22 protein-coding genes are annotated in these 26,996 nt (G+C 64.6%); 9 read left to right on the forward strand and 13 right to left on the reverse strand.

Annotation, left to right across the window (positions count from 1 at the left end):
* The 7 genes from CH256_RS24410 to CH256_RS24440 form a co-directional block, all read right to left on the reverse strand.
* The coding region (locus tag CH256_RS24410) for an enoyl-CoA hydratase family protein (protein WP_143536664.1) at positions 1-748 on the reverse strand (748 nt) is incomplete at its 3' end.
* Entirely contained in the window at positions 748-1,908 is a 1,161-nt protein-coding gene (locus CH256_RS24415; protein ID WP_068283787.1) for an acyl-CoA dehydrogenase family protein, read from the reverse strand. The genes CH256_RS24410 and CH256_RS24415, both read right to left, overlap by 1 nt.
* Positions 1,905-3,926, reverse strand: coding sequence for an ATP-binding protein (locus tag CH256_RS24420; RefSeq protein ID WP_094670943.1), 2,022 nt, complete (start codon positions 3,924-3,926; stop codon positions 1,905-1,907). Before CH256_RS24420 ends, CH256_RS24415 begins: the two co-directional genes overlap by 4 nt.
* Before the next feature lie 4 nt (positions 3,927-3,930).
* Positions 3,931-5,529 (reverse strand): acyl-CoA carboxylase subunit beta, encoded by a 1,599-nt coding sequence (locus CH256_RS24425; RefSeq protein WP_094670945.1) that lies wholly within the window; start codon positions 5,527-5,529, stop codon positions 3,931-3,933.
* Positions 5,526-6,674 carry an acyl-CoA dehydrogenase family protein gene (locus tag CH256_RS24430; protein WP_094670947.1) on the reverse strand — a complete coding sequence of 383 codons (1,149 nt, stop codon included), beginning with the start codon at positions 6,672-6,674 and terminating at the stop codon, positions 5,526-5,528. Before CH256_RS24430 ends, CH256_RS24425 begins: the two co-directional genes overlap by 4 nt.
* A complete protein-coding gene (locus CH256_RS24435) occupies positions 6,671-8,365 on the reverse strand; it encodes an acyclic terpene utilization AtuA family protein (RefSeq protein WP_094670949.1) in 1,695 nt (564 codons plus the stop codon). Before CH256_RS24435 ends, CH256_RS24430 begins: the two co-directional genes overlap by 4 nt.
* The gene (locus CH256_RS24440; protein WP_094670951.1) at positions 8,362-9,174 is read right to left on the reverse strand and encodes a TIGR03084 family metal-binding protein; all 813 of its coding nucleotides are present in this window, start codon (positions 9,172-9,174) and stop codon (positions 8,362-8,364) included. The genes CH256_RS24435 and CH256_RS24440 overlap by 4 nt, the downstream gene beginning before the upstream one ends.
* Before the next feature lie 100 nt (positions 9,175-9,274).
* On the opposite strand from CH256_RS24440, the gene CH256_RS24445 reads away from it, so the two are divergent.
* The 3 genes from CH256_RS24445 (at position 9,275) to CH256_RS24455 (ending at position 13,006) form a co-directional block, all read left to right on the forward strand.
* Complete coding sequence (locus CH256_RS24445) at positions 9,275-10,342, forward strand: endonuclease/exonuclease/phosphatase family protein (protein ID WP_094670953.1); 1,068 nt, start codon at positions 9,275-9,277, stop codon at positions 10,340-10,342.
* A gap of 49 nt (positions 10,343-10,391) precedes the next feature.
* Entirely contained in the window at positions 10,392-10,751 is a 360-nt protein-coding gene (locus CH256_RS24450; protein WP_094670961.1) for an ASCH domain-containing protein, read from the forward strand.
* A 401-nt stretch (positions 10,752-11,152) separates the two neighbouring features.
* Entirely contained in the window at positions 11,153-13,006 is a 1,854-nt protein-coding gene (locus CH256_RS24455; protein WP_094670963.1) for an HNH endonuclease signature motif containing protein, read from the forward strand.
* Positions 13,007-13,096: 90 nt separating this feature from the next.
* Here the strand turns inward: CH256_RS24455 and CH256_RS24460 are convergent, their stop codons facing one another.
* The 3 genes from CH256_RS24460 to CH256_RS28225 all read right to left on the reverse strand — a co-directional run bounded on the left by CH256_RS24460 (position 13,097) and on the right by CH256_RS28225 (position 17,332).
* On the reverse strand, positions 13,097-15,202 hold the full coding sequence (locus tag CH256_RS24460; RefSeq protein WP_179272213.1) for an ArnT family glycosyltransferase: 2,106 nt from the start codon (positions 15,200-15,202) through the stop codon (positions 13,097-13,099).
* Between the two features lie 102 nt (positions 15,203-15,304).
* Positions 15,305-15,982, reverse strand: a complete 678-nt coding sequence (locus CH256_RS24465) for a class F sortase (RefSeq protein WP_218829162.1) — start codon at positions 15,980-15,982, stop codon at positions 15,305-15,307.
* Between the two features lie 3 nt (positions 15,983-15,985).
* Positions 15,986-17,332 carry an ice-binding family protein gene (locus CH256_RS28225; RefSeq protein WP_256989533.1) on the reverse strand — a complete coding sequence of 449 codons (1,347 nt, stop codon included), beginning with the start codon at positions 17,330-17,332 and terminating at the stop codon, positions 15,986-15,988.
* Between the two features lie 390 nt (positions 17,333-17,722).
* Here CH256_RS28225 and CH256_RS24480 point away from each other — a divergent pair, with 390 nt between their 5' ends.
* The gene (locus tag CH256_RS24480) at positions 17,723-18,403 is read left to right on the forward strand and encodes a TetR/AcrR family transcriptional regulator C-terminal domain-containing protein (protein WP_032393995.1); all 681 of its coding nucleotides are present in this window, start codon (positions 17,723-17,725) and stop codon (positions 18,401-18,403) included.
* Positions 18,404-18,480: 77 nt separating this feature from the next.
* On the opposite strand, the gene CH256_RS24485 is transcribed toward CH256_RS24480, so the two are convergent.
* The gene (locus CH256_RS24485) at positions 18,481-20,175 is read right to left on the reverse strand and encodes an MDR family MFS transporter (RefSeq protein WP_094641157.1); all 1,695 of its coding nucleotides are present in this window, start codon (positions 20,173-20,175) and stop codon (positions 18,481-18,483) included.
* Between the two features lie 92 nt (positions 20,176-20,267).
* Positions 20,268-21,557 carry an MFS transporter gene (locus CH256_RS24490; protein WP_094641156.1) on the reverse strand — a complete coding sequence of 430 codons (1,290 nt, stop codon included), beginning with the start codon at positions 21,555-21,557 and terminating at the stop codon, positions 20,268-20,270.
* A 92-nt stretch (positions 21,558-21,649) separates the two neighbouring features.
* Between CH256_RS24490 and aroQ the strand changes: the two genes are divergently transcribed.
* The 5 genes from aroQ (at position 21,650) to CH256_RS24515 (ending at position 25,995) form a co-directional block, all read left to right on the forward strand.
* Positions 21,650-22,084, forward strand: a complete 435-nt coding sequence (gene aroQ / locus CH256_RS24495; RefSeq protein WP_082899543.1) for a type II 3-dehydroquinate dehydratase — start codon at positions 21,650-21,652, stop codon at positions 22,082-22,084.
* A gap of 63 nt (positions 22,085-22,147) precedes the next feature.
* Positions 22,148-22,897, forward strand: coding sequence for a DsbA family protein (locus CH256_RS24500; protein ID WP_256989534.1), 750 nt, complete (start codon positions 22,148-22,150; stop codon positions 22,895-22,897).
* A 16-nt stretch (positions 22,898-22,913) separates the two neighbouring features.
* On the forward strand, positions 22,914-23,486 hold the full coding sequence (locus CH256_RS24505) for a vitamin K epoxide reductase family protein (protein ID WP_094670955.1): 573 nt from the start codon (positions 22,914-22,916) through the stop codon (positions 23,484-23,486).
* A gap of 145 nt (positions 23,487-23,631) precedes the next feature.
* Entirely contained in the window at positions 23,632-25,182 is a 1,551-nt protein-coding gene (locus tag CH256_RS24510; protein ID WP_094670957.1) for a C40 family peptidase, read from the forward strand.
* Between the two features lie 21 nt (positions 25,183-25,203).
* Entirely contained in the window at positions 25,204-25,995 is a 792-nt protein-coding gene (locus CH256_RS24515; protein ID WP_373454872.1) for an acyl-[acyl-carrier-protein] thioesterase, read from the forward strand.
* Here CH256_RS24515 and CH256_RS24520 read toward each other — a convergent pair.
* Positions 25,899-26,996: AMP-binding protein (locus CH256_RS24520; protein ID WP_143536665.1), on the reverse strand; the 1,098-nt coding region annotated here is incomplete at its 5' end. The two genes, CH256_RS24515 and CH256_RS24520, sit on opposite strands and share 97 nt — an antisense overlap.

Genomic DNA, 26,996 nt, shown 5'->3' on the forward strand with positions numbered 1-26,996 from the left:
TCTCGGCCGCCCAGGACGGGGGCCTCTTCTCCAGAAAGGACATCATCCCCTCTCGGGCCTCGTCGGATGCAAACAACCTGGCCGATTGCTCGGCGACGGACGTCCCACGCTCGTCCATCTCGCGCCTGATCGCGGCCGTGGTGAGGCGCTTCGACTCGGCCAGGCCCTGCGGCGAACACTTCCTGAACACGATCATGTAGTCGGCCACCACGGCTGCGGGGACGGCGTCGGCCACGGTGACCAGACCGATCGCCTCGGCCGTCGCCCCGTCGAACGTCTCCCCGGTGAGGAAATAGCGACTCGCCGCGCGAGACGTCAGCCGCGGCAGCACGGCCACCGAGATGACCGACGCGGCCAGGCCCAGCCGAACCTCCGTCAACGCGAACGAGCTCTCGGGTCCGGCGACCGCGACGTCGCAGGCCGCGACGAGCCCCATCCCGCCTGCCCGCACATGTCCGTCGATCTTCGCGACGACGGGTTTCGGGGTGTCGATGATCAGCCGCATCAGATCCAGCATCTGCCGGGTGCGAAGTTCCGGTGATGCCCCGGCTTCGCGGAGGTCTGCTCCGGCACAGAACGTGGTGCCGGTGTGACCGAGCACGATCGTCCTGACGTCGTCGTCGAGCGCCGCAGCGGTGAGTCCCGCTGTCAGCTCCTCGACCATCACCGAGGACAGCGCATTCCGGTTCTCCGGCGAATCCAACGTCAAATACGCTGTGTCCTTGCCCGACTCGACGAGAACGGCCATCAGTAGCTTCTCGGCAGTCCGAGCGAGTGCTGGCTCACGAAGTTCAGGATCATCTCCCGACTCACCGGTGCGACGCGGGCGATGCGAGCAGCCCCGAGCATCGCAGCCAAGCCGTACTCGCTGCTCAAGCCGGCACCGCCGTGGGTCTGGATCGCCTGATCGAGCGCCTTGATGCTGGCTTCGGCCGCAGCATATTTCGCCATGTTCGCCGCCTCGGCCGCACCGAAGTCGTCGCCGGAATCGTAGAGCACTGCTGCCTTCTGCATCATCAGCTTCGCGAGCTCGAGTTCGATCTTGCACTGCGCCAACGGGTGCGCGAGACCCTGATGCGCTCCGATCGGCGTCTTCCAGACCGTCCGCTCGTTGGCGTACTTGACGGCGGCGTCGATGGCGTAGCGACCCATCCCGACGGCCATCGCGGCACCGAGAATGCGCTCGGGGTTCAGGCCGGCGAACAGCTGCATCAGGGCGGCGTCGGCCTCACCGACGAGCGCTTCGGCGGGGAGCCTGACGTCGTCGAGGAACAGCACGAACTGATGATCGGGCTCGACGATGTCCATCTCCATCTGCGTCTTCTGCAGTCCCGGAGCGTCCGTGGGCACGATGAACAGCGCCGGCTTGAGCTTGCCGGTCTTCGAATCCTCGGTGCGTGCGACGATCAAAACCGCATCGGCCTGATCCACGCCGGAGATGTAGATCTTGTTGCCCTTGAGAATCCACTCGTCACCGTCACGACGCGCCGTGGTGGTGATCTGGTGCGAATTGGAGCCGGCGTCGGGTTCGGTGATGCCGAAGACCATGATCTTGGACCCGTCGGCGAGCGCGGTGAGCCACTCCTGCTTCTGGTCGGCCGTGCCGTACTTGCCGATGATGGTGCCGCAGATGGCCGGGCTGACGACGACCAGCAGCAGACCGGCACCGTGCGCGGCCAACTCCTCCTGCACGAGCGCGAGTTCGTAGATGCCCGCGCCACCGCCGCCGTACTCCTCGGGAAGGTTGACGCCGAGGAAGCCGAGCTTGCCCGCCTCGTTCCACAGTTCGGTAAGCGGCTCACCCTTGCGCGCCTTCGGCAGGACGTAGTCGATGTAGTTGTAGCGCTTGCCGAGTGACGAGACTGCGTTGCGCAGACCCTTCTGCTCTTCGGTTTCGATGAAACTCATGATTGCTCCACTCCCTCTTCGGTGACGGCTTCTTCGGTGACAACGGCGAGAACTGCGCCGACTTCGACTTGCTGGCCTTCCACAACGTTCAATTCGGTGAGCACACCGTCGGCAGGCGCGGTGACCGTGTGTTCCATCTTCATCGCCTCCAGCCACAGGATGGGCTGACCGGCGGTGACGGTATCGCCCTGCGCTGCAGCGATTCTGATGACACTGCCGGGCATCGGTGCGAGCAGCGAACCGGCCGCGACCTCGTCGGTGGGGTCGGTGAACCGCGGGGCCTTGATCAACCTGACCGGACCGAGCGCGGAATCGACGAAGACGTCCGAACCGTAGCTGCTCACCTGGAAGATACGACGAATTCCGTTGTCGTCGAGCGTCACCCGCGTCGGAGTGTGCTCTATCAGTTCGACGCCCTCGAGTTCGACGCCGTCCACCGAGGCGGTGAGTCCGCTGCGACCGATCGAGTATTCGACGGTGATGTCGTTGTACGTCTTGCGCTGCGGTTGAGACCGGAGATTGCGCCAACCGCCGGGCAGTCCCCGGTTCACCCGCGCCTGCGCGACGTTGCTCGCTGCGTCGGCCAACGCAGCCGCGAGAGCCGAGAGTTCCTCGGCGCGGCCGTGTGCGATCGGCTGAGCCAGTACCTCGAGCCCGTGCGTGTCGAAGAAAGCCGTGTCGGTATCCCCGGCCAGGAACGCCGGATGCCGCAGGATGTTGACCAGTAGATCGCGGTTCGTCTTCAGGCCGTGAACGGTGGCCTTGTGCAACGCTTTCGCCAGTAGATTCGCAGCCTGATCCCGCGTCGGCGCGAACGAGATGACCTTCGCGAGCATCGGGTCGTAATGAGTTCCCACCACACTGCCGGTCTCGACGCCGGAATCGACCCTGATGCCGGCCTTCGCGAGAACCTCGAACTGCGCACCGGGGATCTCGAATCGGTGCACGGCACCGCTCTGCGGCTGCCAGTCCTGGGTCGGATCCTCCGCGTAGAGGCGAACTTCGATGGAGTGTCCACGTGTCTCGGGCTGCTCGGCGGGCAACCGCTCCCCCGCGGCGACCCTGATCTGCAGCGCCACCAGGTCGAGTCCCGTCGTGCATTCGGTGACCGGGTGCTCCACCTGCAGACGGGTGTTCATCTCGAGGAAGAAGAAATTGCCCTTCTCGTCGGCGAGGAATTCGACGGTACCCGCACCCTCGTAGCCGATGGCCTCGGTGGCCAGCGTCGCCGCATGGAAGAGCTTCTCGCGCATGCCGTCGATGCGTTCGACGAGCGGCGACGGTGCCTCCTCGACGACCTTCTGATGTCTGCGTTGGATCGAGCATTCGCGCTCCCCCACCGTCCACACCGTGCCGAATCTGTCGGCCATGACCTGCACTTCGATGTGCCGGCCGGTCTCGATGTACCGCTCGACGAACACCGTTCCGTCACCGAATGCCGAGAGTGCCTCGCGCCCGGCGGCTTCGAGCTCCGAATCCAGGTTCTCGAGATTGCGCACGATGCGCATGCCGCGCCCGCCGCCGCCCGCGGACGCCTTGATCAGCACCGGAAGCTCGTTCTCGGTGACCGACTCGGGATCGAGCTGGGTCAGCACCGGCACTCCGGCGTCGGCCATCATCTTCTTGGACTCGACCTTCGAGCCCATCAATTCGATGGCCTTGACGGGCGGCCCGATCCACGTCAGGCCGGCGTTCTGCACCTGCTGCGCGAAATCGGCGTTCTCGGAGAGGAATCCGTATCCCGGATGCACGGCGTCGGCTCCGGCGGCCGCGGCTGCCGCGATGACGAGCTCGCCGCGCAGGTACGTCTCGGCCGAACTGTTTCCGGGGAGCCGCACTGCCGAGTCGGCCTCGCGCACGTGCGGGGAGTTCGCGTCGGCGTCGGAGAACACCGCGACAGTGTCGATGCCCTCGGCGCGACAGGTGGTGAACACGCGTCGGGCGATTTCGCCGCGGTTGGCTACGAGGACGGAGGTGACAGGAGCGGAGCCTGCGTAGTAACCAGATAACACGGTCATGGCGTCACATCCGGAAGACACCGAAGTTGGCGGTGCCTTCGATCGGGGCGGTGGCGATGGCCGACAGGCACATTCCCACCACCGTGCGGGTATCACGGGGGTCGATGACGCCGTCGTCGTAGAGGCGTCCGGAGAGGAACATCGGCATCGACTCGGCCTCGATCTGGCCTTCGATCATCGCGCGCATGCCGGCATCGGCTTCGGCGTCGAAGGCTTGTCCGCGAGCTTCGGCGGCGGCGCGTCCGACGATGGAGATGACACCGGCGAGCTGCGCGCCACCCATGACGGCGGATTTGCTGGACGGCCAGGCGAAGAGGAATCGCGGATCGAATGCGCGGCCACACATGCCGTAGTGGCCGGCACCGTAGGACGCGCCGAGCAGGATCGAGATGTGCGGAACTTTCGAGTTGGACACGGCGTTGATCATCATCGAGCCGTGTTTGATCATGCCGCCCTCCTCGTATTCCTTGCCGACCATGTATCCAGTGGTGTTGTGCAGGAACAGAAGTGGGGTGTTCGAGCGATTGGCGAGCTGAATGAATTGCGTCGCCTTCTGTGATTCCTCGCTGAACAACACACCGCGGGCATTGGCCAGAATGCCGATCGGATATCCGTGCAGCTCGGCCCAGCCGGTGACGAGCGAACCGCCGTACATGGGCTTGAACTCGTCGAAATCCGAACCGTCGACGATGCGGGCGATGACCTCGCGTGGGTCGAACGGGATCTTCAGATCCGTGGGGACGATGCCGAGCAGGTCCTCGGGGTCGGCCAACGGCTCGATGACCTCGGCGCGCGGCTCGGGGCCCTTCTTCTTCCAGTTCAAACGAGAAACGATGCTGCGCCCGATGCGGATGGCGTCCTGCTCGTCGACGGCGAAATAGTCTGCGAGGCCGGACTTTCGGGCGTGCATCTCGGCACCGCCGAGCGATTCGTCGTCCGAGTCCTCGCCGGTCGCCATCTTGACCAGCGGTGGTCCGGCGAGGAAGACCTTGGAGCGTTCCTTGACCATGACGACGTGATCGGACATGCCGGGGATATACGCGCCGCCTGCGGTGGAGTTACCGAACACCAGCGCGATCGTGGGGATGCCCGCCGCCGAGAGCTGCGTCAGATCACGGAACATGCGACCGCCGGGGATGAACACCTCCTTCTGCGTCGGTAGATCGGCTCCACCGGACTCGACCAAGGAGATGACCGGAAGCCGGTTCTGCGTGGCGATGTCGTTGCCGCGGAACCCCTTCTTCAGCGTCCACGGGTTGCTCGCCCCGCCGCGGACCGTCGGGTCGTTGGCGACGATGAGGCATTCGACGCCGCACACCACGCCGATACCCATGACGGTGCTGGCTCCGACGGGAAAGTCGCTGCCCCAGGCCGCGAGTGGGCACAGTTCGAGGAAGGCCGAGTCCTCGTCGATCAGCAGTTCGATGCGTTCACGGGCGAGAAGCTTGCCGCGCTTCTTGTGTCGCTCCACGTATTTCTGACCGCCACCGAGCAGAGCCTTCGAGTGCTCGGCTTCGATCTCGCCGAGTTTGGTGTTCATGGCCTCGACGCTCCCCGCGTACTGCTCCGATGCGGTGTCGAGGGTGGACTTGAGCACGCTCATGCCTGGTACCCCAATCGTTTTGCAGCCAGCCCGGTGAGGATCTCGGTGGTCCCGCCGCCGATGCCGAGGATGCGCATGTCGCGGTACTGCCGCTCGACTTCGCTCTCGCGCATGTAGCCGAGCCCGCCGAAGAGCTGCACCGCTTGATTGGCGACCCACTCCCCGGACTCGACGGCGGTGTTCTTCGCGAAGCAGACTTCGGCGATGAAGTCTTGGTTCTCCTGCAGGGACCGCTCGACGAGGGAGCGGGTGTAGACGCGGGCGATGTCGATCTTGCGCGCCATCTCGGTGACGGTGTTCTGTACGGATTGCCGTGCGATGAGCGGCTTTCCGAAGGTCTCCCGATCGCGGACCCACTGCAGCGTCAGATCCAGGCACCGCTGCGCGCTGGCGTAGGCCTGCGCGGCGAGGGCGATTCGCTCGGTGAGAAACGCCTGCGCGATCTGCGCGAAGCCGCTGTTCTCGGCACCGACGAGATTGGCGACCGGGACGCGGGCGTCGACGAACGACAGCTCGGCGGTATCGGATGCGCGCCATCCCATCTTGTCGAGCTTGCTGGTGACCTCGAACCCTGGCGTGCCCTTCTCGATGACGAGCAGCGAGACGCCCGCTGCGCCGTCGCCTCCGGTCCGCACCGCGGTGACGATGAAATCTGCTCGGCACCCCGAGGTGATGTACGTCTTCGAGCCGTTGACGACGTAGTGATCGCCATCCTTGACGGCCTTCGTCCTGAGGTGCCCGACGTCGGAACCGCCACCCGGTTCGGTGATGGCGAGCGAGCCGATCTTCTCCCCCGCCAGCGTGGGCCGCACCCACTTCTCGATCTGGTCGGCGTCGCCCGCAGCCACCAAGTGCGGCAACGCAATTCCACTGGTGAACAGCGATGCGAACAGTCCACCCGACGCACCGGCCTGGTGCATCTCCTCGCAGATCACGACGGCGTCGGCCAGATCCCCACCATCTCCGCCGACCTCCTCGGGAAAGCCTGCTCCGATCAGTCCGAGAGCGGCTGCCTTCTTGTGCAGCTCACGCGGAATCTCGCCGTCGGTCTCCCACTGATTCATGTGCGGGGCGATGTCCTGCTCCACGAAACTGCGGACGGTCTTGCGCAGCTGCTGACGCTCCGGCGTCGTCCAGATACTCATTCGAGTGCTCCCTTGTACGCGAGTGTTTCGGGGATGTCGATGTGCCGCGACCGCAGCCATTCACCGAGCCCCTTGGCCTGTGGATCGAACCTGGCCTGCGAGGCGACGCCTTGGCCGAGGATTCCCTCGATGACGAAGTTCACGGCCCGCAGATTGGGCAGTACATGACGCGTGACGGTGAGCGGCTCGGCCTCGGGCAGCATCTGCTTCAGAGTCTCGACCGTCAATGCGTGCACCAGCCAGGAGAATTCGTCGTCGGTGCGGACCCAGACCCCGACGTTGGCGTTGCCGCCCTTGTCGCCGCTTCTAGCCGCTGCGATGGTTCCGAGTGGAAGGCGAATGGTCGCCTCGGCTGCTCTGGGTGCAGGCAGCTCCGGTTCTTCCACGGGCTCCAGTACCTGCGTCTCGGTCGACGGAGCGATGGTGGACTCGGTGCCATCGGCCAGGTGCGCGACGTGCGGCACCTCGGCTGCGTCGACGAAGGCTACGGTGAACACTCCGTAGGGCGCACCGTTTCCGGGTGGGGCGGTGACCGAGAATCCGGGATAGCTGGCCAGTGCCAGTTCGACTGCTACGGCGGAGAACTGACGTCCGACGACGTCGGGGTTGCTGTCGCGCGCGACGCAGCGCAGCAGGGCGCTGGCCGTCTCCTCGGTCTCGGCGTCGGGCTTGTCGGTGCGCACCAGCGTCCAGTCGAGCTCGGTGGGGCGAGCCGGGAGCCAGGACTCGAATTGCCGTTGTGCCAGTGCTGCTTTGGCTTCGATATCGAGGCCGGTGAGCACCATCGTGAATTCGTTGCGGAACCCGCCGAGTGCGTTGAGCGAGACCTTGTAGGTGGGCGGCGGTGCTTCGCCGGTCACGCCGGTGATGGACACCCGATCGCTGGACTCCTGCGCCAGGATCGCCGAATCGATCCGCGCGGTGACGTCGGGGTTCGCGTACCGCCCGCCGGTGATCTCGTACAGCAGCTGAGCGGTCACGGTGCCGACGCTGACGGCACCGCCGGTGCCCTCGTGCTTGGTGATGACGGACGAACCGTCGGACTCGATCTCGGCGATGGGGAATCCGGGACGGGACATGTCTGCGATTTCGGTGAAGAACGAGTAGTTGCCACCCGTCGCCTGCGTTCCGCATTCGATGACATGTCCGGCGATCACGGCCCCGGCCAACGCGTCGTAATCGGTCGGTGCCCAACCGAAGTGGGCTGCGGCCGGTCCGACGATCACGCTGGCGTCGGTGACGCGCCCGGTGACCACGACGTCGGCACCGGAGTTCAGGCATTCGACGATGCCCCACGCGCCGAGGTAGGCATTTGCGGTCAGCGGGTTGCCGAGACCGAGTTCGGTGGCTCGGCCGAGGAGGTCGTCACCGTCGACGTACGCGATCTTCGCGCCGGAGTCCAGCTTCTCCAGTGCCTCGGCCAGGCCCCGGGGGTTGAGTCCGCCTGCGTTGGCGACGATCTTGACACCTTTGTCCAGTGCCAACCCCAGGCAATCCTCGGCCTGCCGCAGAAAGGTCTTGGCGTAGCCGCGGGTCGCGTCCTTCATTCGATCGCGACCGAGAATGAGCATCGTCAGCTCGGCGAGGTAGTCACCCGTGAGGTAGTCGAGGTCGCCGCCCTCGAGCATCTCGCGCATGGCCGAGAGGCGGTCTCCGTAGAAGCCCGAACAGTTGCCGATTCGTACGGTCATGCTGTCTCTCGTCCTGACTGTGGCCGTCCGACCCCGGGAGGGCCTGCGAAGGCTTGGGCGATGGTGAGCCAGTGCGCGGCGTCGGTTCCGTCGGCATGGATGTCGAGGTCGTCGCGGTGGGCGCGCTGGGTGACGAGGAGGCAGAAGTCGAGGGCCGGTCCGCTGACGCGTTGGGCAGCGTCCTCGGGTCCCCACGTCCAGAGCTCACCCGACGGTGCGGTGAGCTCGATGCGAAACGGTTCGGTGGGCGGAGCCTGCTCGTTGACCGCGTAGGCGAAATCCCTTGTGCGAACGCCTATGTGTGCGACGCCGCGGATTCGGTCGGTGGCGACGCGGGTGACGCCCACCGCGTCGGCGACATCCTGACCGTGCGCCCAGGTCTCCATCAGACGCGCCGTGGCCATGGACGCCGCACTCATCGGGGGTCCGAACCAGTCGATCTTGGTCCCCGTCGGAACCTGTGTGAGCGCTTCGTTCATGGCACGGCGTCGAGTACGCCAGGTGCTCAGTAGTTCGGGATCACGCGACTCCTCCTCGGCCGCCTCGTCGACGAAGCCGGTGGGGTTCTCCCATGCCTTCTTCAGAGTGAGAGCGAACTCCTCCTTGGCCTCGACATCGCCGGATGCTCCGGACGTGGTCCGCTCCGCGACGTGATCGGTCCAGGAGAGGTGCGCTATCTGGTGCGCGACGGTCCACCCCGCGGCCGGTGTCGGTGCTGCCCACTGCTCCGGGGTCAGCTCGGCCACGAGTGCATCGAGGTCGTTGCCCTCGGCGCGTAGGTCGTCGACGAGAGAGTCGAGGTCTGCCATGAGCCCAGCTTCACAGGAGGTCCTGAAAAAAGCAAGCACGCCTGCTTGTTAATTTGTAACCTTGTGTTCGCTTGCTATCCCTACGGTGGCGAGCGTGAGAATGTCGAGACTTGTGGCCGTCACCGTTACCCTCGCCGTCATGGCCGCCGGTTGCTCCTCTGTGAATCCAACCGCCACGAACCCGGCCCCCGACGAACCGTCGAGCATTCGGGTGGCGACGTTCAATGCCAGCCTCAATCGGCCGGTGGCCGGGCAGCTGGTGACGGACCTGAGCGAGGAGAACGCCCAGGCCCGCGCGGTCGCCGATGTGATCTCCACGAACTCACCGGATGTGTTGCTGGTCAACGAGTTCGACTACTCGGGTGACGATGCGGTGAGGCTGTTCAACGACAACTATCTCGACGGACAGTATCCGCACTCCTTCACTGCGCCGGTGAACACGGGCGTCGATTCGGGACTCGACCTGGACCGGGACGGCACACTGGGCGGCCCCAGTGATGCGTGGGGGTTCGGGCAGTTTCCCGGGCAGTACGGGATGGTCGTGTACTCGAAGTTTCCGATCGCGACCGATTCGGTACGTACGTTCCAGAATTTTCTGTGGAAGGACATGCCGGATTCGCTGCTGCCGCGCGCCTACTACGGAGAGGTGTCCGACGCGCTTCGGCTGTCCAGCAAGTCTCATTGGGACGTGCCGATCGACGTGAACGGGAAGACGCTACATGTGTTGGCGTCCCACCCCACTCCCCCGTCCTTCGACGGGCCCGAAGACCGCAACGGCAAGCGGAACCACGACGAGATCAGGCTCAGTGCCGATTACATCTCGGGTGCGGACTACCTGTACGACGACAACGGTGTGCGCGGCGGGCTGGAGGACGGAGCGTCGTTCGTCATGTTGGGCGATCAGAACAGCGACCCGGTCGACGGAGATTCGGTGGCCGGTGCCATCGCGCAGGTTCTCGACCTTCCGCGGGTGCAGGATCCGGCACCCGCCTCGGCCGAACACGTCACGGACACAGCAGATTTCGCCGACCCTACGCCCGGTGACCTGCGCGTCGACTACGTGCTACCGTCGGACGATCTGACGGTGATCGACTCCGCCGTCCACTGGCCCTCGGGCACCGAGCACCCGTCGGACCACCGGCTGGTGTGGGTAGACCTCGAAATATGATGGGCGAGTGACCGATCTACCGATTGTGGAATTCGCGTACCCCGGACCAATGCGGGACAGACTTGTTGCGGCTGTGCTGTCCGGCGAGAAGACCAGCACAGCGAGCCTGTTGATTCAGTACACCGAAGAGGAGCTACCGAGGGTCGGTGAACGCGGCGCGGTGGTGGATTCAGCCGGAGTCGTGGTGGGAGTCGTCGAAACCACTGTTGTCGATATCGTTGCGCTGAAGGATGTTTCGCTCCAACATGCCCTCGACGAGGGTGAAGGATACATCGACGTGGCGCACTGGCGCGCCGGGCACGAAAGATTCTGGCACTCGCCCGAGGTTCGCGCGGAACTGGGCGATCCCGATTTCACCGTCGACGACGACACTCAGGTGGTACTGGAGCGATTCATACTCGTTCCATAGTGAGTTGGGTGGGGATCGATGCCACTGGCCAGCGCGAAGAGGTCGAAGAAACCGAGAGCTCCGGTTCAGAATTTCGGTCGATTCAGCGAGATTCGCGGTGGGGACGGTGACGAACATCGGCATGCCCTACAGGCCGCACAGGGGCTCGGGTGCGACGGCATCAGTCCGGGGAATCGATACCGGGCTCACCTCGAAGGCGGGGTAGTTCTGGCTCGTGATCATCCTGGAGCCTTACGCGGCGTCAGGGTCGAATATTCTTGTCGGTGGCTGGGTGTATGGGCCGTTTCCATCAATCCATCTTCGGCACAACAGAATTGGGGTTGACGAACTTCGCATTCCGCCGTACCATCGAACGTACGTTCTACTTCTAGTCGGAACACGTGCCGGGGGGCGACTACACAGTGATCACATCCAGTTCGACGCGCAGTCGATTCGCGGCCTATCTCGGGCCGCAATCGAAGCCGTATATCGACGGCACAGTGCTGGGCGAAATTCGCGACGTTGCGATTCTGGAGAATCAGGCGTGCGCTCGCAAGGTCGCTCTCGCCGCGGCTATCTGGGACTCGTGCATCCATCAGAACGTCCTCGTCGGTGATGTCATTCAGGACGCGGGCAACTATGCGGCGTCCGAAGTCGCACGCGTTCTCGGTTGCTCGAAGACTGTCGCGAACACGTATGCCGAGGTAGGAATGGACCTTCGGCTTCGGCTTCCTACCGTCGCGGCCGCGTTCGAGGCCGGCGAACTCGATCTTGCTCGCGTCCGCGCGATCTACCGCTGTACCCACAACCTGACGCAGGACGCGGCGACGGCCGTCCAAGGAGAGGTTCTGCACGCTGCCCGACGTCTGTCACCTGGTCCCCTGGCGACGGAAATCTGGTCCATCATGTATCGCATCGCGCCCGAGCAGGCCGCCGCTCTGCGTAAGGACTTGGAACGGCACACGAACGTCACGTACACCGACAAAGATGTGCTGTCGACGCTGAAGGCCGACCTCACCGCCGCCGACGCCGCAGCTGCCTGGCAGTTGATCAACGAGATGGCCGCTACCGTCTGCCGTCGAGATCCGCGAAACAAGGGGCAGAAGCGTGCCGCAGCGTATGTTGCTCTGCTGCAGCAGGAGTCGTCGATGGTCTGCATGTGCGAGCCCGATGACGACAATCCGTGCACGGCCGATACTGTGCGTCCTGATCGACGCGCCCCACTGACGGTGATCACCGTCGACCTCGCCACGCTCGCCGGTTTGCTGTCCAATCCCGCTCACCTGGCCGGCCACGGCCCCATCGATGCCGAGTACGCCCGTGAACTCGCCGACAACGCACACTGGCAGATCCTGCTCACCGAAGCCCGCGATCTGGCGGAGAAACTCGGTTACGGCGAAGACCTGGAGTCACTCATCGACCTCGATACCGATACCGACAGTGGCGCAGGCACTGGTGACAAGGGTGCCGAGAGCAGAGCCGACAGCGGCGGCAGCAGGACGAACAACAGCAGATCGAAAAACAGCCAGAAGAAGCCCAGAGGATCCAAGGTAGGCAAGTCGAGAAACAGCAGGTCCAAGGGCAGCACCTCACATCTGGTGTTTCATCCGCTGGGGCGTGGTCGTCGCCGTGTCGGCGGCATTGTTCCTCGGCACCTGCGGGCGCCGAAGTCCACACAACCACCGCGGAACAGTTGTGTCGCCACTCCATATCGCGGTACATACACTTTCGTTGCCGAACTCGAAGCAGCGATCGCATCGGATCCAGCTCTCGGGATCGCACGGTACCCGGACGGGCACGGCGGTCTCGAGCTGCCGCCACCCGGAGCCCTCATCTATCGCCCGACTGTCGCACTGGCGGAACGTATTCGGCATCGCGATCGCACCTGCCGACATCCGGGTTGCGATGTCCCGGCCCAGCAGTGCGAGATCGACCACATCGTCCCGTACTTCCATCGCGATCCCGAGTCCGGTGGCTGGACCATCGACACCAACCTGCACTGCCTGTGCCGCTACCACCACAGCCTCAAGACCATGGGTCTGTGGACTCCGGTGATGCTCGCCGACGGCGTCGAGTTCTGGGTCTCGAATGCCGGCACTTCAGCGGTTACGGTTCCCGGCTCCACGCAACTCGCCGACCTGAGCCACCTGCCCGCCGTCTATCGCAGGCCAAAAGGTCACGCGACACAGTCGGATACGTCGAGCCTGGAGATCATCCAGCCGCTGCCCGCGCCGGTACCTACGTCAGCACCGGACGATGACCCTCCGCCCTTCTGACGAATCTTGGGTCAGTACAGAGAAGTCCCACCGCAGTCGAAGTGTCTGCGGTGGAACAACTGTGCCTTCTCAATGTGGCTGTGTTCGGTGTCAGCCTGTGTAGGTGCTGAGGTCGTACACCGTCGCACTGCCGACCGTCGTGGCGGTGAAGTTGGCCTCGACCCATTCCTGGATCTGTGAGGACGTACTCGCAGAGTCGCCACCCATGCCCCCGCGCGCCATGCCCCCGCCCATTCCGCCCGAGACGTAGTACGTCACCTCGTGGTTGGAGACGTACTCGATGAACTCGTCGAGCGACGGCGCAGGATCTCCGCTCCACCCGCCGATGGCAATCACCGCCGTGTCGGACGCCAACTCGTAACCCGCAGCCGACATCGAACCGTTCACTGCAGCAGACCATTTCGTGGTCGTCGACTCGAGCAGCGCAGCCAACTCCTCGTTGGACTCACCGCCCATTCCGCCCATGGCCATCCCGCCGCCCACGTTGGCGCCGGCTAAACCGGCCGGAAGATCGGCAGCATCAGCAGGCATGCCCGCATCACCACCCTGCACAGCATTGCCCGGCACAGCACCACCCGACACAGCATCGCTTGGCATCGCGCCCGTCGGCATTCCACCACTGGGCATTCCACCACTGGGCATTCCACCGCTGGGCATTCCGCCGGGACCGCCGTCGCTGACTGCACCGGTCGGACCTGCGGTGGGGACGGAACCACTGTGCGCGTTCGTCGTCGTGGAAATGGCGTACGACGCGCCGCCGCCCAGACCTGCCACGGCTCCGAGGATCAGCGCTGCCGCAGTGAGCTTTCGGTATCGCCCGGCCGCCAAGATCATCACGGCCGCAACGATGGTTCCCACCAACAGGATCCACTTCAGTGCCGGCAGCCAGTCCGCGTTGCGATGCAACAGCACCCAACTCCAGATCCCGGCTGCGATCATCATCGACGCCATACCGGCTCTGCCCCAGATCGATTCACGCCTGAGCCACAGTGCGTAGCCGCCGGTTCCGATCAACCCGGCCAAAGCCGGGGCGAGCGCGACGGTGTAGTACGGGTGGATGGTTCCGGACATGTAGCTGAAGATCAACGCCGTCACCAGGAACCACCCGCCCCACAGAATCAGGGACGCACGCAGGAGGTCGGTTCGCGGCGCTCGGCCACGAGCGATCAGCCCGAAGACCAGCGCCACCAGGGCCGCCGGGATGAGCCAGGAGATCTGAATTCCCATCTCGCTGCCGAACAGTCGGTCCAGACCGGTCGAGCCGCCGAAGCTGGACCCGGCTGCCCCGGCACTCATCCCCGCCGGAGCCTCCATGCCACCTCCGCCGCTGTTGCCGAAGATGCGGCCGAGCCCGTTGTACCCGAGCACCAGATCCATGACGGTGTTGTCGGTGGACCCACCGATGTACGGTCGGGCACTTTCCGGCCAGAGCTGGACCGTCACCACCCACCACCCGGCGGCGACCACGAGAGCCGCCGAGGCCCCGACCAGGTGCAGCAATCTGGCCCGCAACTGAGCCTGTCCTGCAACGAGATACGTGAGACCGAACGCCGGCAACACCAGCAGCCCCTGCAGCATCTTCGTGAGGAACGCGAACCCCAGCGCCACGCCGGCAAAAGCAAGCCACATCGCGGCCCGTCGTCCGGCAGCTGTCTGCAGAGATCGCACGACGAAGTAGCCGCCGAGTGTCATGAGGAACACCAACAGCGCGTCGGGATTGTCGAAGTTGAACATCAACGCCGCCGCCGGCACCGATGCCAGGGTGAAGCCGGCGAGCAAACCGGCCATGGGGTTCGCGACCCGCTTGACCGCGGCATACACCGTCGCGACCGAGGCGACACCCATCAATGCCTGCGGCAGAAGCAAACTGAAGCTCGAGAACCCGAACACACGAGCCGACAGTCCCATCACCCACAGTGCGGCCGGTGGCTTGTCCACGGTGATGAAGTTCTCGGAGTCGAGGGATCCGAAGAACCACGCAGTCCAGTCCTTGGTGCCGGCCTGCACCGCGGCGGCGTAGAACGTGTTCGCGTATCCACTTGCCGTCAGGTTCCACAGGTACAGCGTTGCCGTGGCCGCGAGCAGAATCAGCAGACCGAGCAGGTGCCGGCGGCGATACCACCACGTGGTCTGCCAGGACGGCTGGCGGGCGTGCGACGGAGGCATCGCGGCCGGTCGGTCGAGTTGGGCAGTCATCGCACATCCTGTTCGTCGAAGTTGTCGACTACGAGAGTGTGCGATGGACCGTCGGCCCGGCTGGGAGCAGTCTGCGAACTTGCTGTGAGCGAAAGAGCTGGTTCAGACGCGATCTGCGTACACGACGATGTTGTCGTCGTAACTCGATATGTCCGAATCGAATTGGCCACCACAGGTGATCAAACGCAGGCCTGAGTGATCGATGTCTCCGTACACCTTGTCGGTGGGGAACGCATCCTTCGGGTACTGCTCCACCGCGCTGACGACGAACCGGACAGTGTTTCCGTCCTGGCTGACGACGGTGACATCGTCGCCCTGTCGGAGATCGCGGAGCCGGTAGAAAACGCCGGGGCTGCCGTCCCAATCCACATGCCCCGCAACGATCGACGGTCCCAGTTGCCCCGGAACCGGCGACCCGGTGTACCAACCGGCCGGGAAACCGCCCGGGGGAACTTCCATCGTGCCGTCCGGACGCAGACCCAGACCCATCACATCGGAGTCGACGCCGATCGCACCGATCTCGAGGCGCGCAGGCGGGGACCCGGGCGCCGACGACGATCCGGCGCCGACCTCACCCGACGGCGTGACGACGGCGGGAGCAGAAGCCGAGGGCATCGACTCGTTCTGCGCGGGGCCGGCATCCGAGGGCGTTGCGCAGCCGGCAACCAGCGACAGCAGCACCAGGAACGCCGCTGCCACCGCCCGCACCACGACCCGATGACGGGTCGTGGTGCGGGCGGATTCGGCCGGAGGTACCGATACCTCGACGGTAGGTCTCACCGATCAGTTCCGACGACGAGTCAGAGCCAAGGCAGAGAAAGCACCGACCGCGAGTACCGCCAGCAATGTCCACATCGGAGCGAACGACGTTGCAGTCGAACGGTTCACGGTACTGCCGTCACCGGTGTCGACACCACCGTTCGGGATCTGTGTGATCTGGCCACCGGGGTTGTACGTGCCCGGCTGATCCGGGCCACCCGGTGTGATCGGCTGATCAGGCGTGTTGGGCTGATTCGGCACGTTCGGCTGATTCGGCACGTTCGGCTGATTCGGCACGTTCGGCTGATTCGGCACGTTCGGCTGATTCGGCACGTTCGGCTGGTTCGGCACGTTCGGGACACCCGGGATCGGCGGGATGGTGATCACCGGCGGCACACCCGGAATCGGGGGCACCTCGATGACGATCGGCGGCGTACCGCCACCATCACCCGGAGATGTCGTGGTCACGGGCGGCGTGGTGGTCTCCGGAGATGTCGTGGTCACGGGCGGCGTGGTGGTCTCCGGAGATGTCGTGGTCACCGGAGGCGTTGTGGTCACCGGAGGCGTGGTCGTTATCGGAGGTGTGGTGGTCACGGGCGGCTCGGTGGTTCCGCAACCCGGGTTGGTGATCGTGTTCGAGTCGAGGGTGACAGCTCCGTCCAGAGCCAGTAGCCGTCCCTGCACATCGGCATTCGTGGTCGCCGTGATCGACGCCCGTGCCATGATCGTGCCCACGAAATCGGTACCGGTGCCGAGTGTGGCCGAGCTTCCGACCTGCCAGAACACGTTGCACGGGTTGGCCCCGTTGATCAGCGAGACACTGCTGTCGGATGCCGTGATCAGCGTCGATGCCGCCTGGAAGATGAACACGGCGTTGGAGTTGCCCTGCGCGTCGAGTGTGAGGGTTCCGGTCAGGCCGAACGTGCCAGAACCGTACAACCCGGCCAACAATGTCTGTCCGCCGAGTTCGACTCCGGTCGAGGTTGCTCCCGGTCGACCGGCCGCGTCGTCGTATCCGGTACTCAGATCCGCTTTCGCCTGCGCTGCAACCGAATTGCGGTCGTTGATAACTCCACTGGTGAGCTCTCCCGGTGGGAATCCGGTGATGAACGGTTCGACACCGACGCCTGGGCTCACTCCGACGTTGCCGCCGATCCTCGACGGGCCGGTGTTCGTGATCTTGGAGCCGGCCAGAACGGCGTAACTCTCCGCGGTGCCGAGTTCGACGGTGGTGGGTTGAGCCTCGGCTGCGGGGACGTTGATCAGCATGAGTGCGCTGGTGGCCAAAGCGACCGAACCGGCAAGCGGAACGAGGGTTCTTCCCCTGCGCTTGATGGGGGTCGACGTGCACGTGTGCTGTGAAGCGGGCATGGATTGCATACCGTTCTGCTGGTTGGGCGAAGCGGACTTGTTGCCGGACTTCGTGAACCGCGCAATCGATCCCCCGACGAGTTCGATTGCGCAGCAATTGATGTCGCGACGCTCAACGGCCGCCCCGGACCGATCCGAGTGCGTGGAGGTATCGCGGTTCCGTATTCGATGACGTCACCGGCCGACGGAGTTCGGCAAGGTGACACAACTATGCGATCAGCGGAGGCTCGTGCCCACTCCGCAACTAAGAGTTTCCCCGTATCTCTACGGTGTAGAGCTACAGCACACCATGTGTAGGATAATGAGTCAAGCGAAAAGTGTTGTCGAACAACAAGTTTGTTTGCCCCCTACTTACCGGTCGGTTCACTGCTTTCGAGAGGTTGCCTACCGATGTCCACGACGAACCGACCGGGCCCACACTCCAATATCAAGATCGACCGCGAGTACGTGGTGTCCGCCGCCCTGAGCATCGTCGATCGAACTGGCCTCGACAGCCTGACGATCCGGAGCCTCGCGGCATCGATCGATCGCGATCCGATGACCGTCTACCGATACCTGCCCACCAAACAGGCGTTGCTCGACGCCATCGCAGATTCGGTACTGGGCACACTCGTCTGCGTCGACGGCGCAGACCCCGATTGGCAGCGTCAGCTCAGAATTTTTGCGCGGCACTACCGTGAGCTCGCCCTCCAACACCCACACGCGGCGGTGCTGCTGACCACCTGCCCTCAGGCGACTCCACTGGGATTGGGCACGCCCCGGTCACTGGCCTCACTCGAGAACATTCTGATTCTGCTGACCACCGCGGGATTCACGCTGCCCGAGGCCCTGACGAGCTATCGGCTGATGATCTCCTTCCTACGCGGCCATCTACTGAGCGAGACCCAGGAAACGACCGCTAACCCGGACGAGACCGGCGACCGCCTCAGCCTCGCTCTGCGCCGACTCCCCATCGACACATTTCCCCTGCTGTCGACGCTGCCACCTCTGATCACCGAGTACGACGGTGCCCTCGAACTCGAGTTGGGTCTCGACGTGCTGTTCCGAGGCATCACCGCACCTTCGACCTGAGCGGATCGACGCTCCCGGGGCCCGCACCGGACCGAGCCGTACCTTGTCCCAGGATCACGGCATCGGCCTTCACGCCATCAGAGCAGTCCGGTGCCTGCCTCGTTCGCTCGTTCTTCGTCTCGTTCCTGCTGCGCAGCGGCCAGGCCGGACATCGTGCGCAGCGGAACCTCCTTGAGGAAGAGCACCAGTACGAATCCGAGGACCATCAGAATCGACACGGCCAGGAACACGTAATCCATGGCGTCGGAGAACCCGATGCGGAACGGCTCGGCCAGAGCCGGTTCGAGCTTCTGAATGAACGAGCTGTCCTGCAGTGCACTGCCTGCGACGGAGGCGTCACCCGAGGCGATGGCTCGAGCGAAACCCGATTCGAGCGGATCGGAACTGGTGGCGGCGCTCTGTACTGCCTGCTGGAATGCCGGCGTCGAACTCGCGGCAATCAGCGCGTCACCCGTCTTGGGGGTCAGCTGTGTGAACAGCATCGACAGAAACACCGCCACACCGACCGTCGCACCGATCTGCCGGAAGAACGTTGCGGCAGAGGTGGATACACCCATGTCCTTGGGCGGCATCGCATTCTGGATGGCCAGGGTCAACGGCTGCATCATCGAACCGAGACCGAGACCGAAGACCCCCATGACGACCATCGTCTGCCACAGCGGGGTATCGGCGTGCACGTAATGGAAGACGAACATCGCGATGGCCATCAGTGCAGTGCCGACGATCGGAAAGATCTTGTACCGCCCCGTCTTCGAAATCATGCGACCCGAGACGATCGACGCGACCATCAAGGCACCGACGAGGGGCAGAGTCTGGTAACCGGCCAGCGTCGGCGAGGATCCCTTGACCACCTGCAGGTACTGCGGCAGTAGCGAGATGCCACCGAACATCGCTGCGCCGGCGATGACGCTGACAGCAATACACAACGAGAACAACGGGTTTCGGAAGAACCGCATGGGGATCAGGGCGTCGTCGCCCATCTTGATCTCGGCGAGCACGAACGCGATGACGCCGACGATGCCGATTCCGAAGCACAGCAGGGCCCGCGGCGAGCTCCATCCCCACACGCGCCCCTGCTCGGCGATGATGAGCAGCGGCACGAGGCCGACGCTGAGAAGCACTGCGCCCCACCAGTCGACGCGCGCCTCGCGGCGATAGACCGGCAGGTTCAGCACCCGCCACACGACGACGAGCGCGATGATTCCCAGCGGGACGTTGATGTAGAAAACCCAACGCCAGCCGGTGATTCCGAGGATCGACGACTGCCCGGCGAGCAGTCCACCGATGACCGGCCCGAGCACGCTGGAGGTACCGAACACGGCCAGAAAGTAACCCTGGTACTTGGCCCGTTCACGCGGCGGGACGATATCGCCGATGATGGCCAACGCCATCGACATCAGACCGCCCGCACCGAGACCTTGGATGGCACGGAAAGCGGCGAGTTCGTACATCGACGTCGCGATACCGCACAGCATGGACCCGACGACGAAGATCGAGATGGCCGTCATGAAGAACGGCTTGCGCCCGTACAGGTCGGACAGCTTGCCGTACAACGGGGTCGAGACCGTCGAGGTGATGAGGTAGGCCGTCGTCACCCAGGCCAGAACCGAGAACCCGTTGAGGTCGTCGGCGATGGTCCGAACGGACGTCGAGACGATGGTCTGGTCGAGGGCGGCGAGGAACATGCCCATCATCAGGCCCGACAGAATCGTCATGATCTCGCGATGCGAATACTCGCCGGTCGCGGGCTTCACTTCAGGCTCGGTAACCATCTCTTGGATTCACCTTTACGTAGCATTTACTTGTGTCCTACAACGATATTCGGGACACCAGCATGCGCGCAGAAGGCCGTCTGCGCAAAGGTTTATTTGCGGCGAATCCGGTCCCGCACCTCACGCATCGTGTGCGGGTGAATACCTTCGGCAGCGAGCACTCGACGGGTCTTGCGACGCGTCGACAGGACACCGATGATCGCGACGATCCACACCGGGAACTGCGCGAGCAGCGCCACCCGGAATCCGTCGAAGGTGTAGCCGCCCATCGCGTCGAGAATCCAGCCGATCGCCGCGATCACCAACAGCGACGCCAGGAAGCCACCGATGTTCACCATCCCCTGCGCCGTCCCCAGATTGGCGCTCGGATTGAACGTTCGCGCGAGGTCGAACCCGATCACCGAACCGGGGCCACCCACCGAGATCACCACCACGAGCAACACCAGCAACCACACCGGAGCGGGCCCGGGCAACGCCAACACGATGGCCCACATGGTCGCGTTGCTGATCATGATCGCCAGCACCAGCCACGACCGTCGCATCGGATAGCGCCCGGTGAGAACACCCACCACGATGCCCGACGCCACCGCCGATGCCACCGACACCGTCAACAACGCTCCGGCCGTCGACGCCGACAGGCCCTGTGCCGACGTCAGATACGGAACACCCCACAGCAACGCGAACACCGTGATGGAGAACTGAGTACCCATGTGCGAGAAGAAGCCGAGCCGGGTGCCGGGCCGTCGCCACACCTCGGCGATGGAAGCGAGGGTCTGTTTCAGCGTCGTCGGCTCGAACACGGGGGCAGCTCCGTCGTCGGGGCGATCCCTGACGAGCGCGAGAACCAGTACGAGCGCAAGGAGACCGAGTGCCGCTGCGCTACCGAACGCGAACGTCCAACCGGGTCCGTTCAACAGAATCAGGAACGGGACCGCCGAGAGCACCTGGCCGAGCTGGCCGAGCAGACCGGTCAGCTGCGAGACGATCGGCACTCGCCGCGGCGTGAACCACACCGGCACCAACCGCAGCACCGAGATGAAGGTGAGAGCGTCGCCCACGCCGACGAACGCGCGCGCGACCACCGCGACCGGAAGCGACTCCGTGAGCGCCAACGTGATCTGTGCCGACGCCATGATCAGCGCGCCTGCGGCGATCATCTTGCGCGAACCGATGCGATCCAACAGCACCCCGGCCGGGATCTGCATCCCCGCGTAGACGATCACCTGCAGCACCACGAACGACGACAGCAGCGACGGCGACACCGAGAACCGATCCGCCGCACTCAGCCCGGCGACGCCGAACGACGTTCGATGCAGCACTCCGACGATGTAGGCGAAGACGCCGACGCCCCACACCACCCAGACTGCCTTGCCAGTACTCACCGGACGATTGTGTCAACCACGCTGTGGAATAGTCGTAGCCGGTAGTCCCCGGAGCAGGCAGTAGTACCCGAAGCAAGAAATGGAGCGACGTCGTGGCCAAGCAGCTGTTGGTGCTCAACGGTCCGAATCTGAACATGCTCGGCACCAGGCAGCCGGAGGTGTACGGCCACGCCACTCTCGCCGACGTCGTCGCCCTGTGCGAGAAGACCGCCGCCGAGCACGGACTCACCGTCAAGGCAGAGCAGTCCAACCACGAGGGCCAACTCATCGACTGGATCCACGAGGCCCGCGGGGTGGCGTCGGGCATCGTCATCAACCCGGGCGGACTGACGCACACCTCGGTGGCGCTGCGCGACGCCCTCGTCATCCCCGAGGTGCCGATCATCGAGGTGCACATCTCCAACGTGCACGCCCGTGAGGAGTTCCGGCACCACTCCTTCGTCTCCCCCATCGCCAGTGGCGTCATCGCCGGACTCGGGATCGACGGATACCGCTTCGCCATCGAACGACTGGCTGCGCTTATCTGACACAGCACTCGTTCAACCCAGCTCTCATCTGACACTCAGGTTGTACTGCATAAACTGGTCGCCGTGAACACGAGCAAGAACGTCTCCAAAGACATCAAGGCCATGCAGAACGGCGACAGGAATCGTCGGACTCTCGTTCAGGTGGTCGTCGCAGTCGTTCTGATCGCGCTCGTGGCAGCGATCGCTCTCTTCATCGTCAACCGAGATTCGACGTCGGGGGATGCATCTGCCGCCGGCTCCAGCGGGTCGACCGGTGCCCAGCTCACCCCCACGTCGCTGACGGACGACGGTGCCATCCGCTTCGGCAATCCCGACGCCACCACCGTCATCAGCGTCGTCGAGGACTTCCAGTGCCCGGCGTGCAAGAACTTCGAGTCCATCAGCGGATCGACGTTGCAGCAGCTGGCCGACGCGGGCAATGTCGCCGTCGACTACCGCCCCATCTCCATTCTCGACCGGTTCTCGAACGAAACCATGTACTCCACCCGCGCGGCAAGCGCCGCGATCTGCGTCGCCGAGAACGACCGCGACAACTGGATGAACTGGCACACCGCAATGTTCGAGCAGCAGCCGGCCGAGGGCGGAACCGGACTGACCAACGACGAACTCGTCGCGATCGCCGCCTCTGTAGGGGCCGACTCCCCCGCCGTCGCGTCGTGCATCACCGACGGCAGCTACACCGATTGGGTCACCACCCAGACACAGTCGGTCCTCGGCGAAGGCATCAACGGAACGCCGAACGTGCGCGTCAACGGCACCGACATCTCCAACCCGACGCCGGAGAACATCCTCGCCGCCGCTGCCGGTAACTGAGCGGCAACCGGTCGCCATGAGGACACGCGCAGGCGCTGCTGTATTCACCGTCTTCAGCGCGCTCGGGTTACTCGCCGCGATGACGCTGACGATCGAGCGATTCAAACTGCTCGAGGACGCGTCGTACGTCCCGTCGTGCAGCCTGAACCCGGTGCTCTCGTGCGGCTCGGTGATGGTGACGAAACAGGCTGCGCTGTTCGGTTTTCCGAACCCCATCCTCGGCATCGTCGCCTTCTCCATTGCCCTCGTCGCCGGGGTGCTCTGGCTCGGCCGCGTCGAGCTGCCGCACTGGTTCTGGCTCGGACTGAGTGCAGGCCTGCTGCTCGGCGAGGTCTTCGTGCACTGGCTGATCTTCGAGAGCCTGTACGTGATCAACGCCCTGTGCCCCTACTGCATGGTGGTGTGGGCGGTGACGATGCCGTTGTTCTTGCTGGCTCTGAGCCGATTGGTCGGCTCCGGCCCGAACAGCGGCGGCACCGTCGGACGCCTCTTCCTCGAATGGCGCTGGACGCTGCTCGCGGTGTGGTACGCAATCGTCGTCGCGCTCATCGGAATCCGCTTCTCGGACTACTGGGCAACTTTGGTTTGAAAATACTGCTCTGACAACCCTGCATTTCCTTTTGCGAATCTCATGAGTCGAACGTCTGCACCGTGCATGATGGGTGCAGCACCCGAGTGAGACTGATCACAGCTCCTGGCTCGGGGAAGATCGTTCGAGTAGCAGGAGTCGATACATGGCAGGCGATCCATTCGCAGTCATCGTTGCCGTCATCGTGTCCGCCGCCGGTGTAGTCGCCGGAACCGACGCCCCGGCTCCGATTCCCGATCAGGCGGTGCAAGACCAGGCGGCAGACATTGCCGCCAACGCCGAAGATCAGGCGAAGACGATGAGCGATCAGTGGACCGAACTACTGGGCACCATGCCCGAACCGGCCGCCGACATCGCCGACCGCACTCTCTCCGACGCCGCCGAGGGCCTGCACACCGCCGCCGAACCGATGCTCCCCGATCTGCCGACGGTGGAAGACATCGAAGCAGTGGACACAGAAGCAGCCGATACCGCTGATGCTGCCAGTGCTACCGATCCTGCCACTGCCACCGATCCTGCTGCGGCGGCGACAGATGTTGTTGCCGCCGCTCCTGCCGCTCTCGCTGCGGCGGTACCCAGCGCGCCACTGCCGTTCAGTGTGTTCTCCTCGGGCGCTGGGTCGTCGAATGCGCTGTCCACCACCGCAGCGGCGCTCGGAGCCGGTGCCGTTCAATTCGCCGGCCGTACGTACACCGCCGCCGACATCGCCACCCAGACCGCGTTCATGGCGTCGGCCGAGGCCATCAGACGTGCACTGTTTCCCGGTCAACCCGCTACGTTCACCGGCATCAATGTGGGCGCGATCGGTTTGGGTGCCGTGGGAGCCATCACCGCCTTCGTGCCGTGGCTGCAGAAGGCGGGCAACATCTGCGGCGGCGTCAAAGCGACGACCATCGCGGCACTGTATGCCGCCGAGAACGGTTTTCGGCACGGCCCCACTGCTCCGGTCTCGAGCACCGGCGCGCAGGGGCCAGGGCAGTTCATGCCAGGAACCTGGGCGACGTACGGCAAGGACTACGACGGCAACGGTGTCACCGACGTCAACAGCATCGGTGATTCGGTGATGGCGTCGGGCACACTGCTGTGCGATATCTACGGGCAGGTCGACGGGTGGAAGCGCGAGGGCAAGGTGTCCGGTGACACCTTGGATCTGACCCTGGCCGGATACAACGCCGGCGCGGGAGCGGTGCTGCGATCGGGCGGTATGCCCTCTGGCACATTCGATTACGAGACGCAGACCAAGCCGTACGTCTCTCGTATCCGGGCGACCGAAACGCAGTTCGCCGCCATCCTGACCCCGTTCGCCGGACTCGACCTCACCGGAATCGGCGGACGATCGGTGCAGTTGGCGATGGACTACCTGGGGCTGCCGTACGTGTGGGGCGGCGGCAACATCAACGGACCGTCCGGCGGCGGATTCGACTGCTCGGGCCTGACGTCGTATGCCCTCTACAAGGCCTCGGGCGGAAAGGTGACGCTGCCCCGAACCTCGGAGACTCAGTGGAACGTGGGCACCGAGATTCCGATGGCAATGGCGCAACCGGGCGATCTGCTGTTCGGTAACTTCGGGCCGGCCGGGCCGGGCCACGTGGCGATCTACATGGGCAACGGCCAGATGGTCCACGCTCCCACCACCGGCGACGTGGTGCGCGTGGCACCGGTGTTCGACGGTATGCGCGCCCGTCACATCGTGTAGGTGCGCGCGTACAGTGCGGACGTGACCAATGCACGTGTGGAACCGGCAGGATTCGACGACGAACTGGCACCGGAGCCGCCGCCCGGTGAGGGCTTCGAGACCGACTGGCCGGTGCGAACCGGCGACATCGATCCGAACAACCGACTACGGTTCGACGGCGTTGCCCGCTACCTGCAGGACATCGGTACCGACAACCTCGACGCCACTCCCCTGGGCAAGACGGATCCCATATGGATCGTGCGGCGCACCGTCATCGACGTCTTCGAGCCGATCCATTTCCCGGACCGAGTGCACATGCGGCGCTGGTGTTCGTCGATGTCGACGCGGTGGTCGAACATGCGCGTGGCACTGACGACACCGAAGGGTGGACGCATCGAGACCGAGGGCTTCTGGATCAACATCAGCAAGGACACCGGAATGCCGACCCGCATCAGCGACGGTGCCCTGGAAATGCTGGCGCGAACCACCGATCAACACCGGTTGCGATGGAAGGCATGGCTGACCGAGCCGGTGCCGGCCGAATCGCCCACGGATGTGCAGTTCCCCTTGCGCGCAACCGATATCGATCCGTTCGACCACCTCAACAATGCGGTCTACTGGCACGCGATCGAGGAGTTGCTGGTCGACGTGCCCGAGCTGGCCGCGTCGCCGCACCGCGCCGTCATCGAATACCTGAGCCCGGTACTGGCGGGTGAACGCGTCACTCTGCGCCATCGCTACGACGGCGGCGCGTTGACCGTCTGGTTCGTCGTCACCGGAGCATCGGGCGAGCCCACGGTCCGCACTGTGGCCAAGGTTGCCGCCAGAGCCTGACGGTCGAGCTTGCCGCGCGGCGTACGCGGAAGAGCGTCCACGACGGCGATCACCACGGGCAGGCTCGGCCCCGGCAGCACGGTGCGCAGGTGGCGGCGAATCCGAGCCACGGATATCGAATCGGTCTGCCCCACAACAACTCCGGCAGCAGGTTCCTCACCGGTTCTGTCGTTGGGCAACCCGACCACCCCGGCCTCGAGCACACCGGGAACTGCGAGCAGGGCCGCCTCGATCGGGGTCAACTCCACCGTGAGACCGGCCCGGACGATCGTCTCGCTGCCGCGGCCGTACAAGGTCAGTCGGCCGTCTTCGACACTGCCGCGATCGCCGACGGTCATCCACCCGTCGACCGGCCCGTTCGTCAGAGTGGTGTGGCCTCCCAATCGGCTCAGGTAGCCGTCGAACAGCATGTCGCTGCGGACATGAAGCAGCTCGTCCCGGATCTCGACCTCGACTCCGTCGAACAGCTGCCCGCTGACCTCGGTGCCTTCGATTTCGCTTCGGTCGTAGGAAACGAAACTCAGCTCCGACGCCCCGTAGAAATGCGTCAGCGCCGCGTTCGGAAGTACCGCCGCCAGAGCGGCCCTCCCCGGTTCCGCCCATCGCGCCGCGGACGAGAGCACTTCACGGACACTGTCCGATCGCACTCCCGAGCGAGCGATGTCCCAAGCAATGGTCGGGACCGAATACAGATGTGTTGCAGCATCTTCGAGGGCCACCGTGGGCTCCCGTAGGTCGACCGTCGCCCCGCGGGTGAGCCCGTGCAGTGCGCCGTAGAGAAAGTGCGTGTGATCGAGAGTGCCCGGTGCGGACACCCGATCTCCCGGACCGAGATCGAACAAGGCATCGGAGCGATCCAGCGTCGCCGCCCACGACGCTTGATTGCGCACGAACAGCTTGGGCGGACCGGTGGTTCCCGAGGTGACGCCCACGAGCAACTCGGAATTCGGTGTGGGGGTGGGGACGGCGGCGGGCAAGGAATAGCGATGCTGGAACATGGA

The sequence above is a fragment of the Rhodococcus sp. 05-2254-6 genome, assembly GCF_002258565.1.
In the GTDB taxonomy this organism is placed as follows: Bacteria; Actinomycetota; Actinomycetes; order Mycobacteriales; family Mycobacteriaceae; genus Rhodococcoides.

Excerpts from the sequence above, each read along its gene's own strand:
- CH256_RS24415 (WP_068283787.1), bottom strand. The coding sequence starts at position 1,908 with ATGAGTTTCATCGAAACCGAAGAGCAGAAGGGTCTGCGCAACGCAGTC.
- CH256_RS24420 (WP_094670943.1), bottom strand. The coding sequence starts at position 3,926 with ATGACCGTGTTATCTGGTTACTACGCAGGCTCCGCTCCTGTCACCTCC.
- CH256_RS24425 (WP_094670945.1), bottom strand. The coding sequence starts at position 5,529 with ATGAGCGTGCTCAAGTCCACCCTCGACACCGCATCGGAGCAGTACGCG.
- CH256_RS24430 (WP_094670947.1), bottom strand. The coding sequence starts at position 6,674 with ATGAGTATCTGGACGACGCCGGAGCGTCAGCAGCTGCGCAAGACCGTC.
- CH256_RS24435 (WP_094670949.1), bottom strand. The coding sequence starts at position 8,365 with ATGACCGTACGAATCGGCAACTGTTCGGGCTTCTACGGAGACCGCCTC.
- CH256_RS24440 (WP_094670951.1), bottom strand. The coding sequence starts at position 9,174 with ATGGCAGACCTCGACTCTCTCGTCGACGACCTACGCGCCGAGGGCAAC.
- CH256_RS24445 (WP_094670953.1), top strand. The coding sequence starts at position 9,275 with ATGTCGAGACTTGTGGCCGTCACCGTTACCCTCGCCGTCATGGCCGCC.
- CH256_RS24450 (WP_094670961.1), top strand. The coding sequence starts at position 10,392 with ATGCGGGACAGACTTGTTGCGGCTGTGCTGTCCGGCGAGAAGACCAGC.
- CH256_RS24460 (WP_179272213.1), bottom strand. The coding sequence starts at position 15,202 with ATGACTGCCCAACTCGACCGACCGGCCGCGATGCCTCCGTCGCACGCC.
- CH256_RS28225 (WP_256989533.1), bottom strand. The coding sequence starts at position 17,332 with ATGCCCGCTTCACAGCACACGTGCACGTCGACCCCCATCAAGCGCAGG.
- CH256_RS24480 (WP_032393995.1), top strand. The coding sequence starts at position 17,723 with ATGTCCACGACGAACCGACCGGGCCCACACTCCAATATCAAGATCGAC.
- CH256_RS24485 (WP_094641157.1), bottom strand. The coding sequence starts at position 20,175 with ATGGTTACCGAGCCTGAAGTGAAGCCCGCGACCGGCGAGTATTCGCAT.
- CH256_RS24505 (WP_094670955.1), top strand. The coding sequence starts at position 22,914 with ATGAGGACACGCGCAGGCGCTGCTGTATTCACCGTCTTCAGCGCGCTC.
- CH256_RS24510 (WP_094670957.1), top strand. The coding sequence starts at position 23,632 with ATGGCAGGCGATCCATTCGCAGTCATCGTTGCCGTCATCGTGTCCGCC.